Below are 12,078 nucleotides of genomic sequence, written 5' to 3' on the forward strand. Positions count from 1 at the left end.
TAATTATAAGCATATTGGATTTTAATACAGAAATTAAATTGTAATTTTGTCTTTCAATAATTCTTCAATTATGGAAAACTTTTCAAATACTGAAAAACGAGTTGTGTTTTTTCAAAAGCAATTGGAGAAAGCCATGCCTGCGGTTAGACAACAAATTAAGGTCTACGAGTCACATGTTAAATCGGGTAGTACAAATAAATCCCCTAAAGTAGCACCTCAATTCAATAATGCATAATCCACGTTTGCTGGTAATTGCGGGATGTAATGGCTCTGGTAAATCTTCGTTTTCAAAGTTCTTAGTACCATCTTCAAATACAACCCCCTTCGATTATGATTCCCACTTCTTAAGCCATTATAGGGCCTTAATAGATATTGATATTAAGGAGCAAATGGCACATAATTTGGCGTCATCGGATTTAAAGGATGAGATTGAAGAAGCGTGGAGAACTGGGAAAGATTTCGCTTTTGAAACGAATTTTGATAGCGAACCCATGTATTGGCCTAATCAATTTAAAGCTAAAGGATATGACCTTTTTCTGATATTTCTTTGCTTGGATTCGATTGAGTTGGCGAATAAACGTGTTTTAATCAGGGTGGAAAATGGAGGACATTTTGTGCCTACTCATGAAGTTGAGCGGAGATATTATGCAGGATTTGAAAACTTGAATAAGTATTATGCTCAGTTTGATTTTATCGATATATTTGAAGGTTCTGCTCATGCAAGAATCCCTGAGCACATGGCAACAGTTGAAAATGGCAAAGTGGTCTTTTCTACTTTGGATCGTTATCTATATCTAAAAAACCTAATTCCTGAGTTAATCTCCCGCTAAGTAGCTCATTTAATTGGCTTTTTTGCTAGGAGGAAATAACACGTAAAGATGAAAAATAGTAAACAAGCTAAGTCGGGCGGAATGCTGGGAACAAAAACAAAACGTGTGTCAGATTTGTCCAACAAGGCAAATATAATTACCAAAAGTCCTTTTAAAAGTAATTTGGTAAAAACAGCAAATAAACGAATTAACAACCCTTATAAATTATAACCATGAAAAAACTATTCACCTTTTTGGCAATCCTTGCCATGGCCAGCAACCTGACTGCTCAAACTCCGAAAGCGAACCTATTGAAAGACTGGGAGCGCGCGCGTGCTTACACGAAAGAATATTTGGACGCAATGCCTGAAACGGGTTATGCCTTAAAGCCAACGAAAGAAATGCGCTCTTTTGCTGGCCAAATGCTTCACCTTTCTGATGCGATTTACATGTTTGTGGGAACGGCAACGGATGTTGCTCCTACAGCAAAGGATTTAGAAAAATCGAATGACGTGGCGAAAGCAAGCGTAACGGAGAAAGTGTTAGCTGCCTATGATTTTGCTATCAATGCGATCAAAAATGCACCAGATGCGAAATTAGCGGAGTCGGTAAAATTGTTTGGACGTTTCGATATGACAAAAGGCCAAGCGATCGACAAAGCCTTTGAACACCAAACACACCACCGCGGACAAGCAACGGTGTATATCCGTTTGGCTGGCGCGACGCCTCCACAAGAGAAATTGTTCTAGTCTAAACATTTTCCGTAGAAAAGGGTTTGTCTTTTATAGGCAAGCCCTTTTTTTATGCAAGGCGTTAAAAAACAACATTTACCCTCCAAAATCTGCCCCGTTTGCCACCGCCCTTTCGCCTGGCGCAAGAAGTGGGAAAAGAATTGGGATCAAATCATCTACTGTGGTGAAAAGTGCAGACGTAGCAAATAAATTTACCGACGAGGACATCGACCGAATCATTCAAATGGCCTGGGAAGATCGCACACCTTTTGAGGCGATTGAATTTCAGTTTGGCCTGAAGGAAAAAGAGGTCATCGAATTCATGCGCCTGAATAGCAAAGACTCTAGTTTTCGCATGTGGCGGAAACGGATGGCCGGTCGGAATACCAAACACCTGCAAAAACGCGTTGCCCTAGATCCTCGATTCAAATGCACCCTGCAACGCAGCATTAGTATGAACAAAATCAGCAAGCGCTAATGAATTTTTCGACGAAACGCGAAGAAGTATATGCGCAGATCGATCGATTTGACGTTGAGCATTATGCACGTTTACGTAATTTTATCACAGGTGGCGTGTCCTATTTATCCCCTTATTTATCCCGCGGTTTTATCACAGTTCCCCAGGTCGTGAAGCGATTAAAGGATCGTGGAATTGGTTTGGAACAGGCGGAAAAATTCATCCAAGAATTAGCTTGGCGGGAGTTTTATACACGGACTTGGTTTCAAAAAGGCGATGCAATTTTTGAAGATATCCGCCATCCGCAGGAAGGAATTGAACGCTTTGGGATTCCTCGTGCCGTATTACAATCAAACACGGGAATCCAGGCCTTGGATACGCATTTAGCCACATTTGCAGAAACTGGATATCTACACAATCACCTGCGCATGTACCTTGCCGCGACGATTTGTAATGTGGCGAAATACCATTGGCTAGAACCTGCCCAGTGGATGTATTACCATTTGTTGGACGGCGATTTGGCCAGCAATGCGCTGAGTTGGCAATGGTGCGCCGGCACCTTCAGCAATAAACTGTATTACGCGAATCAGGAAAATATCAATCGCTATACGGGTAGCAAGCAGCAAGGAACATTTCTGGATTTCGAATACGAGGAATTGCCTTTGCAATCTCCTCCCGAACATTTACGGAGCTCAGTTGAAGCGGCGCTTCCATTTACTCCGCCTACGACGAAGCCACTGGAATTAATCGATGGTATTCCCACCTTCATTTATACCCATTATACGCTGGATCCTAGCTTCCATGAGGGGGAAGCCGGCAATCGGATTCTGGTCTTAGAACCGAGTCATTTTGCGAAACATCCGATGGCTCCCAAGACGATTGAGTTTATCCTTTCACTCGCCGAAAACATTCCGGGGATTCAAGTTTATTATGGGGAATTTTCTGATCTAAACGTAAAAGCTATTTTCCGGGATCATCCTATTAATGCTCATTTTCAAGGTATCCGTGAGGTGCATCCGAGTTTAGCTCCAGGTCTCCAAGGGGAATTCAATAGCTTCTTTTCGTTTTGGAATAAACTAAGCAAACAATTGCGTTAAAAAGGTTTCCGCTCGCTTGAGGTGGGCGTCTCTTTTTTCCACAGGCATTTTGTCCCAGGTGCTGATGAGCATGGCCCAACGGGGATTTTTGCGGAAGGTTTCGCGTTGTTTATCCAAGAAGCGCCAAAATAATCCATCCCAAATTTCTTGCCATTCGCCCTTCGGGTAATCACTCATTTTCAGGATGTAATTGGACCCGCAGATGTATGGTTTGGTGGTCATTAATCCGCCATCGCTGAATTGCGACATGCCGTAGATGTTGGGCACCATCACCCAATCGTAGGCATCTATGTACATTTCCATGAACCAGCGATAGACCGAATCCGGTTTGATTTCGCACAATAACATAAAATTACCCAGCACCATGAGGCGTTCAATGTGATGATTATAGCCCGTTTTTAGGAGCTTGCGAATCGTTTGGTCGATGGGTTCCACACCGGTCGTGGCCGTGTAAAATGCCGCGGGCATCTCATTCGTAAATCCCCAATAATTTGTGGTACGCTGTTGGACCCCGATTTTCCGATACAATAATTGGACAAATTCACGCCATCCAACGACCTGTCGGATAAATCCCTCCACACTATTTAATGGTGCAGCGGAGGCAGCCACACGTTCGACGACTTGTGCTGGATTTAATAAACCCACATTTATCAGCGGACTCAAGATGCTGTGAAACAAGGTCTTTTCATTTGCCCTGATGGCATCCTCGTAATCACCGAAAAGCGGTATGCGTTCCTTGATGAATTGGTCTAAAGCAGCCTGTGCTTCTTCGTGCGTCACGGGATAATAGGCCCCTGAAAAAGGTCGCTCGGAAGAACCCGGATTATTTGTGAAGTGGGCAGCGACATAGTCGATGGCCTCAAGGATATAATCATTCGGAACGGTCTCTGGAAAGGGTGCCGGGATGAAAGTGTTTTTCGGAATTTTCTTCCGGTTCTCCGCATCAAAGGTCCATTGGCCACCCATCGGTTTTCCGTCGGCCTCGAGCAGAATCCCGCGATCTTTTCGCTGCTGGGTATAGAAGGCTGTTTGGAAATAGGGTTTACGGGTGCCGAGGAGTGAAGTGTCCGTATTTAGGAAATTCGGGCTTGCCAATAAATGAATGTCACCGGCGCGACGCAGTCGGCGTTCGAGCAGATAATCATTGGGATCGAAAAGCGTAATGGGGCCTATTATCGACGCGGCTAGTGCTACTTCCGCAGAACGAGAATCCTGCGCATCGATGTATTCCACTGTTTTCCCTGCAGCGCGGAGGCGATCCGCGAAGGCCCGCATGCTGGCCCGATGGAAGATTAGTTTTTGTTTGTGGAAGGCGTATTGTTTGAAGAACAAATCCGATTCCACGACATAAAAAATAGCCGCTTCTTGAGCGAGTGTTTCTTCAAATAATTGGTGCGGAAAGATTAGGAATGCGCTCATTTGTTGACGTGTTTTTCGAGGATTCGAGCCCCCTCTTGTCGGGCCTTTTTCGTTTTTCGCATCGCCCAAACTTGATCCGATGCCGTCTTTCTCGTCGCGCTTAAATCAACGACAGGAGCGGGATAATCCACCCCGATTTTCACCCCATACAAAGTCTGCTCCATCTCGCTTAATTTCCAGGGTTCATGAATCAGCGTCGCTGGAACCGCTGCTAATTCCGGCACCCATTTTTTGATGAAAACGCCATCGGGATCGTGTGCGTAGGAATTCTTGACTGGGTTATAAATTCGGATGGTATTGATGCCCGTTACTCCTGCTTGCATTTGGATTTGCGGGTAGTGAATCCCGGGTTCGTAGTCGAGAAATTGGCGGGCTAAAAAATGCGCCAAATCCCGCCAATCTTGCCAGAGATTAAAGACGAAAAACGAAACGACCATCGCCCGCATCCGGAAATTCAAATAACCCGTTGCGACCACGCATCGCATGCAAGCATCGATCAGTGGAACGCCCGTTTGGCCTGTTTGCCAAGCCTGAATTAATCGCTCATCGCGGTCTTTTTCCAGTGCTTGATACGCCTTGTTGACCGGTTCAAATTCCATCCGCGATTCATCCTCGAATTTTTGGATGAAATGCCCCTGCCAGTGCAAACGGGAAATGAAATTTTGCAGCGCGCGTTTGTTCGCAGCGCTTTTGTAATGCTGCATCGTGTAGGTATAGGCCATCCGCATACTGATATTTCCGTATGCTAAATAGGGGGAGATGCGGCTGCATCCTCGCCGACTGGCCTCCGGTTTGCTGATGGAAGAACTGTATGCCGTGTGCCGCGTTTCGATGAAACTTTTCATGTACTTCCATCCCCAGTATTCGCCTCCTTCTTGGAAAATAGGATTCCGCGTTTTAAAAGATATGGGAAGTTCGGGACCTTTTAAGGTCTCATAAAAAGCCGAGTCTAATCGTGCTAAATTCCAATTATCCTCTCGAACGAAAAAGGGCTCATGGCGCATCGTTTTTTCCCAGCGCTCTTGCCACGTTTTGCGGGATTTCAAGCGGCGAATGACCCCGCCCGTTGGCGTTTCTTTCCAGGTAATGTTGGCCTGTTGACAAAATGCAGCCACCGCTTTATCCCGTTGAAAACTCAAATCATTCCCAATTTCTTCATGGGAGGAAATTTGGCGTATGTCAAATTGTTCTGCCAAAGCCTGAAACACAGGCAGCACTTCGTTGTGGAAAATATGCAGGATCCCGTTCCGATCTTCCAAACGCCCTTGCATTTCCATCAAAGATTCATGCACAAACCGCCAGTGACGTAGATCGCTGTCGGGGAATGCCATCATCGAAGGTTCAAAAAAATAGACCAATAAAACGGGGATGTCCGACTCCAATGCCCGGTACAAAGGTTCGTGGTCCGTAAAGCGGAGATCACGTTTAAACCAGACAATATGGATGGGAGATTTGGGCATATATTGGTAACTGCAAAAAGCACTTGGTTGTTTTCGGAAAGGGAAATCCCTACTTTTGCCCCTTCAAATTCCCTAATGTATCAAAATGAAACAATTGTTGGCCATCTGCCTTATTCTCGCCGCTTTTTCGCTCAATGCCCAAACAGGTAGCATTGAAATGAGTTCAGGAGGATTCTCTTTTATTCCTGCTTTTACCTCGAAAGAACCGAATATCATTATTAATGCGAGCACGAATCCGAAGAAAAGATTGACGGGTTCTTTGATGTACATGATGCGCATGAAAAGCATGACACCTACGACAGTGGCTTTGTTCACGCGTTACCGTTTTATTGACAAGAAGTTTAAAGCAACTTTAGGTATTCACATTCCTGCCTTTCAAATGACGGAAGATTATGAAGTAACGAGTTTCTTTGGTCGGGAATTGACGATGTCTTATCCGGTCAACGAGAAATTGACTGTGGGTTCATTTATCTTGAATGGCAATGCGCGGAATTCTGATTTTAAGGTGACGTTGGTGTCAGGAAATACCAATTACCATCATAAGAAATGGAATTTTTTAACACAGGGCTATTATTTGACCGTGGGAGATTTGACGGGTGTTGCCGAGACAATTTCCTATGATATCAATAAACATTTTCAGGCCAAAGCCTTTGGCAATTATACGCTCACAGATGGGCAAGTGATTGCAACGGTGGGTTTGAAGTATAACTTATAATTAAATTTTATTTTTATTATGAAAGCCATTTTATTTGCGAGCCTAATTCTATTGAGCCTTACCGCTTATGGTCAAACAGCGAAACCTTTTAAACACGCTGTTACCATTACATTCGCGGCCCATGCTACGGATGCCCAAATCCAAGAAGTAGATAATTCATTTCAGTCTTTGACAAAATTGGCTGTTGTGAAAGGTTACGAATGGGGAAAAGTGATCGATCTGAAAGATCCCTCGAAGAAACAACACGTGTACATTTTTACATTTGATCGTGAATCCGACTTGCCCATTTATGGCCAATCGAAAGAACATTTGGCGCATATCAAAGTTGGCGCCGACATCACCATAGGCGTCAGTGCGCTTGATTATTTTGTCCAATAAAAAAGGGGCCTAAGCCCCTTTACATTAATACGTCAATCCATGCCCAAAGGCAAATAATCCATAATTCGGACCTTCCATATAACCCGGAACATCGGATTTATTCGCTTCCACAGCTGCTTGACTCACTGGCGTCGTAAACGGCATTTTGCCCGTCGGTTTGAAAGCGCCCGTCACGATATCCAATAAAGCATCTTGTGTCGTTCCAAAGGTTGCGATAATCGATTTTGCCGCTCCTTTATCAATCTCCTCAATCACCCAAGGATTTGTGTAATTGATCGCTACGATCGTCGGTTTCGCGTTTAAGATTTCATTCACGTGATTCACATCAATGCGATTGGCTGATAAATTCAAATCGATTTTAGCGCCTTGAGAGCTGAATAATCCGCCGCTCGTAGGGACCAACCAGAGCAATACCACATCGGCTTCTTCTTTGGTTGATACGAACTCTAAGCCGGGATAGGAAGGTTTGGAAACTTTAATCGCTTCCCCCGTATTGCGTCCCTGCTGGAAATAGGTCTCAAAATATACCTTGGTTTTCTTCGCCAATGGCAATCGTTTTTCATCGTTGCGTAATAGCACAATCGATTTGCGCAAAGCTAATTCCGCTGCGGTCACTGCCTCTTTATTTCCTACGATTTTCGTCGCCGCTTCCACATCCACATAGGGGTTTTCAAAGAGTCCTAATTCGAATTTTTCGGTCAATAATTTGGCAACGGATTGGTTGATTCGTTCCTCTTTGACTAAGCCATTTTTGACAACTTCAATTAAGGTTGTTGGGTCCGCTGCCCCCGAGAAAATATCCACGCCCGCATTCAACGCCTTTTGGTAGCGCTCAGGAATACTCAAGTTTTCCACGCCCCAAGGCATCATTTCTATCGGACCTGTATCGGAATTGATGATTCCGTGGAAGCCTAATTTGCCTTGCAATAAATCGCCAATCATCGCTTTGTTAAACGAGAAGCCTACCTCTTCAAATTCCTTGCCTTTTGGCGCAGAGTAATAAGGCATAATCGCCGAAGTCCCCGCCGCGATGGCAGCTTTGAATGGTTTCACATGGTAGTCGAACATGCCACCCGGATAGTGTGCAAATTTTCCCCAATCAAAGTGCGAGTCTTGTCCATCTAATTGAGGACCGCCTCCTGGGAAATGTTTGGTGGTCATTGCCACCGACGTGTTCGACAATTTGTTTCCTTGAAAACCTAATACAATTTGGGTAATCATGTTTGATGTTAAATCCGCATCTTCTCCGAAAGTTCCTTCCACCCGACCCCAACGAGGTTCCGTGGCCAAATCCGCCATGTACATATAGCCCTTTCGCAATCCCACCGCGCGCCATTCGGCAGCAGCGGTTTCCGCAAATTTTCGCGTTAATGGAAAATCACGCATGGCCGCTAATCCCAATTCGCCAGGCCATTTCGAGAATGCCGTAAGTCCTACACTCAAACCTACGGATGCATCCGTTGTCACGTGGTTACGCGGATTGGATGCGACGATGGCTGGAATACCCAAGCGTGTCGATTCACATAAAGCCTGAAAGTTATTTGACCATTTGGCCATAATTTCGGGTGAGGCACTCGCACGTAAAATGAAGTGGCGAAGGTGGAATTGCGTTACCCCTTTGGTTGTTCCTGCCGCCGACATATTAGGTGCTCCTAACGGCTTGCGGGTAAACATATTTGTATTTTGGACTAGATCTTCTTCATTGAATCCATCAGTAATGACAGGTTTGGGTCCGCCTCCTTGAACGCCATTGGCGAAGACATTATCTCCTCCCATACGTGTCGTGCTGATTAACATGAATCCCAATTTTTCCTCGAGCGTCATTTGGGAAACCAAATCCTTTACGCGTTCTGCAACCGGCAATCGCCAATCTTCGTATTTGTCTAGTTTTTGATTTTTATTCAAATCCTTGAATGTCAATTTCCCCAATTGCAATAAAGCGGCGCTCTGCGATTTTACGATGGGCTGGTTTTGAGCAAACAAACTTCCCGAAATGAGAAGCGCGGCAAAAAGGATACGAGATTTCATGGCTTTTTTCTTTCTTTGTAGACTAAAGCAAATTTCTTGCTATTTCTAATGAATATGAAAAATCCACAGGTAGACGAACTTATTTTACATGCGAAAAAATGGCCACAAGAAATGGCTTATTTGCGCCGAATTTTATTGGACTGCCTTTTGATTGAAACCTATAAATGGGCCACGCCTGTCTATATGTGGGGTTCCAAAAACATCATTGGCATCGCCTCGCTCAAGGATCATTGCGCATTGAATTTTTTCAAAGGAGGGCTCTTGCAAGACGCCGAGGGCTTGCTCATTAAACCGGGAGAAAACACGCAATCTGGTCGCTGGATGAAGTTCTGTTCTGTGGAAGAAATTCAGGCCAAAGAAGCCAGCATCCGTGCCTATGTGTTGGAGGCGATCGAAGTGGAGAAACTGGGATTAAAAGTAGAAAAGGCAGAAGAGCTTCCGATCCCAGAAGAATTAACATCGATTTTTGTTGAAAAACCGGCACTAAAATCAGCTTTTGAAAAACTTAGCCCTGGCCGACAGCGTGCCTATGTGATGCATTTTTCCGATGGAAAGCAGTCGGCGACCCGCATCGCGCGCATCGAGAAAAACGAGAAATACATCCTAAGAGGAAAAGGCTTGACAGATTGTGTTTGCGGTTTGACGAAGAAAAAACCGGGCTGCGATGGTTCGCATCGTGCCATTGAAAATTTCAAGCGATGACGTAAAGAAGTCATAGAAAAGGCGTTTGTTTACACCATTTTAAAACCCAATTTTGGCCCATGAATTTTGGAGAACAATTAAAGGAAATCCGTACCTCGAAGGGCTTAACGCAAAACGAGCTATCCGAAAAAAGCGGGATTGCCCTGCGAACCGTGCAACGTTTGGAACGCAATGAAGGGAAGCCCAGCTTGTATTCGATGAATGCGATTGGGGAAGTACTGGGTGTGAATTTGACTTTATTGTATGCTCCAGATGACGAAACTGAAAAACGAAATATCATGGAAAGTACAGACCAACAACTCTGGCAGCTTGCTAAACGCCGCGCCAAATTTAAACGAAGCTTAAGTGCTTATTCCCTTGTCATCCCATTTTTGTGGATGGTATGGTACTTGACAATGCCGGAAGATATCCGTTTTGATCACATTCCATGGCCTATTTGGCCGATGTTAGGCTGGGGATTGGGATTGGGAATTCAGTATGTAAATGCCTATGTCATCGAAGTGGGGTCCTTGGAGCAGCGGGAATATGATAAGCTGAAAGCGAAGTAATAGCTTTTGGTCTGCCAGATTTTATTGCCTAATTTGAGTGAATTAAACCTATTGCCATGAAATCTCTTTTGCTTATTCTGCTTGTTTGCGCGAGCCTTTCACCCGCGTTTGCGCAATCGAATAAGCGCCCGAACATCATTTTCATCATGTCGGACGACCATGCCTACCAGGCGATTTCGGCATATGACCAAAGACTCATTTCCACCCCGAATATCGATCGGATCGCCAAAAATGGGATTTTGTTTACCAATGCGAGTGTCACCAATTCCATCTGTGCACCGAGCCGAGCGACAATTCTAACCGGCAAACATTCACATCTGAATGGGAAGGTGGATAATCATTTCCCGTTTGATACGACCAACATCACCTTTCCTCAGATTTTACAGGCGAATGGCTATCAAACGGCCATGTTTGGGAAACTGCATTTTGGGAATAGTCCCAAGGGGTTTGATCAGTTTAAAATCTTGCCGGACCAAGGCAATTATTATAACCCGGATTTCATCACGAAAAAGGAGGGAAATATTAAGGTCAACGGCTATGTGACGGATATCATTACAGATATGACTTTGGATTGGTTGAAGCAAGAGCGTTCGGCCGACAAGCCTTTTATGCTCATGTATTTGCACAAGGCGCCGCATCGTTCGTGGCTGATGGCCGAGCGGCATTTGGATGAAATGACGCAGAAAAATTACCCAGAACCGAAGACACTTTTTGACGATTATTCCGGTCGGACGGCACCTGCCAAAGAAGCGGAAATGAATATCCTGACGAGCATGAGTTGGGCCGGCGACAACAAAGTATATCCCGCGACCATGGACTCCTTGAAGATTCCGGAAATCGGTTTTGATAAGCGTCGGTTTGCTGCGGAAATGGGACGTTTGAATCCAAGTCAAAAAGCGAATTTTGAGCGGGTTTATGATCGCATCAATGCAGAGTTTAAAAAGGCCTATCCGAGCATGACGGAACAAGATAAAATGCGCTGGAAGTTTCAGCGCTACATGCAAGATTATTTGGGAACGATTCGCGCCGTGGATGAAAATGTGGGTCGCTTGTTGGACTATTTGGAAGCCAACAAATTAATGGAAAACACGATTATTGTTTATACGTCTGATCAGGGTTTTTACCTGGGTGAGCACGGTTGGTTTGACAAACGTTTTATTTACGATGAGTCATTCAAAACGCCACTGATGGTGTCTTGGCCAAAGCACATTAAGCCTGGGCAAAAATCAGATGCCTTGGTTCAAAATCTTGATTTTGCGCAAACCTTTTTAGATGCAGCGGGCATTCCGGCACCTAAGGACATGCAAGGTCAAAGTTTGATTCCGTTGATGACGGGCAAAGCTTGGTCTCGCGATGCGGTTTATTACCATTATTACGAATATCCGGCGGAACACATGGTGAACCGGCATTATGCCATTGTGACGAAGAAATATAAATTGATTCATTATTATTTTTCAGCGGATACCTGGGAGCTTATCGACCGCGAAAAGGATCCGTTGGAATTGAAAAATGTTTATAATGATCCAGCTTATGCTTCCATTCGCAAAACCTTGCATCGACAATTGCAGGCTTTGCGATTGAAATACAAAGACAATAGCACGATTAGCAATGGCTACATTGATCGGTTTTTGAAAGACGCTGCTGATGGAAAAGTGTTTGGGGTTCCCAAAGCGAAGGCGGCAGAGATGAAGGCGAAGCGGAAATAAAAAAGCCGACTCCCAATAGGAACCGGCT

Annotated in this window: 14 protein-coding genes; 11 read left to right on the forward strand and 3 right to left on the reverse strand. The window is 44.6% G+C overall.

Annotated features, from left to right (window positions below):
- Positions 1-70: 70 nt before the first annotated feature.
- From V7S75_RS01995 to V7S75_RS02020, 6 genes are all read left to right on the forward strand, one after another.
- Complete coding sequence (locus tag V7S75_RS01995; protein ID WP_459511015.1) at positions 71-235, forward strand: hypothetical protein; 165 nt, start codon at positions 71-73, stop codon at positions 233-235.
- Positions 228-830, forward strand: a complete 603-nt coding sequence (locus V7S75_RS02000) for a zeta toxin family protein (RefSeq protein ID WP_459511016.1) — start codon at positions 228-230, stop codon at positions 828-830. Before V7S75_RS01995 ends, V7S75_RS02000 begins: the two co-directional genes overlap by 8 nt.
- Before the next feature lie 212 nt (positions 831-1,042).
- Entirely contained in the window at positions 1,043-1,558 is a 516-nt protein-coding gene (locus V7S75_RS02005) for a DinB family protein (protein ID WP_459511017.1), read from the forward strand.
- Positions 1,559-1,612: 54 nt separating this feature from the next.
- Positions 1,613-1,750 (forward strand): DUF2256 domain-containing protein, encoded by a 138-nt coding sequence (locus V7S75_RS02010; RefSeq protein WP_459511018.1) that lies wholly within the window; start codon positions 1,613-1,615, stop codon positions 1,748-1,750.
- Positions 1,725-2,018, forward strand: coding sequence for a TIGR03643 family protein (locus V7S75_RS02015; RefSeq protein ID WP_459511019.1), 294 nt, complete (start codon positions 1,725-1,727; stop codon positions 2,016-2,018). The genes V7S75_RS02010 and V7S75_RS02015 overlap by 26 nt, the downstream gene beginning before the upstream one ends.
- Entirely contained in the window at positions 2,018-3,094 is a 1,077-nt protein-coding gene (locus V7S75_RS02020) for an FAD-binding domain-containing protein (RefSeq protein ID WP_459511020.1), read from the forward strand. The genes V7S75_RS02015 and V7S75_RS02020 overlap by 1 nt, the downstream gene beginning before the upstream one ends.
- On the opposite strand, the gene V7S75_RS02025 is transcribed toward V7S75_RS02020, so the two are convergent.
- Entirely contained in the window at positions 3,074-4,513 is a 1,440-nt protein-coding gene (locus tag V7S75_RS02025) for a cryptochrome/photolyase family protein (protein WP_459511021.1), read from the reverse strand. The genes V7S75_RS02020 and V7S75_RS02025 overlap by 21 nt on opposite strands.
- Positions 4,510-5,973, reverse strand: a complete 1,464-nt coding sequence (locus tag V7S75_RS02030) for a cryptochrome/deoxyribodipyrimidine photo-lyase family protein (protein WP_459511022.1) — start codon at positions 5,971-5,973, stop codon at positions 4,510-4,512. The genes V7S75_RS02025 and V7S75_RS02030 overlap by 4 nt, the downstream gene beginning before the upstream one ends.
- An 85-nt stretch (positions 5,974-6,058) precedes the next feature.
- On the opposite strand from V7S75_RS02030, the gene V7S75_RS02035 reads away from it, so the two are divergent.
- Both V7S75_RS02035 and V7S75_RS02040 read left to right on the forward strand, forming a co-directional pair.
- Complete coding sequence (locus V7S75_RS02035) at positions 6,059-6,688, forward strand: hypothetical protein (RefSeq protein WP_459511023.1); 630 nt, start codon at positions 6,059-6,061, stop codon at positions 6,686-6,688.
- A gap of 18 nt (positions 6,689-6,706) precedes the next feature.
- Positions 6,707-7,066, forward strand: coding sequence for a Dabb family protein (locus V7S75_RS02040; RefSeq protein WP_459511024.1), 360 nt, complete (start codon positions 6,707-6,709; stop codon positions 7,064-7,066).
- Between the two features lie 24 nt (positions 7,067-7,090).
- On the opposite strand, the gene V7S75_RS02045 is transcribed toward V7S75_RS02040, so the two are convergent.
- A complete protein-coding gene (locus tag V7S75_RS02045; RefSeq protein ID WP_459511025.1) occupies positions 7,091-9,094 on the reverse strand; it encodes a glycoside hydrolase family 3 protein in 2,004 nt (667 codons plus the stop codon).
- A 54-nt stretch (positions 9,095-9,148) separates the two neighbouring features.
- Between V7S75_RS02045 and V7S75_RS02050 the strand changes: the two genes are divergently transcribed.
- The 3 genes from V7S75_RS02050 to V7S75_RS02060 are packed head-to-tail and all read left to right on the forward strand — an operon-like array spanning position 9,149 to position 12,050.
- Complete coding sequence (locus V7S75_RS02050) at positions 9,149-9,796, forward strand: DUF1801 domain-containing protein (protein WP_459511026.1); 648 nt, start codon at positions 9,149-9,151, stop codon at positions 9,794-9,796.
- 59 nt (positions 9,797-9,855) lie between these two features.
- Entirely contained in the window at positions 9,856-10,344 is a 489-nt protein-coding gene (locus V7S75_RS02055) for a 2TM domain-containing protein (RefSeq protein WP_459511027.1), read from the forward strand.
- A gap of 56 nt (positions 10,345-10,400) precedes the next feature.
- Entirely contained in the window at positions 10,401-12,050 is a 1,650-nt protein-coding gene (locus tag V7S75_RS02060) for a sulfatase family protein (RefSeq protein WP_459511028.1), read from the forward strand.
- The last annotated feature ends 28 nt before the right edge of the window (positions 12,051-12,078 follow it).

This window comes from Aquirufa sp. TARAVU-A1A (assembly GCF_054558675.1).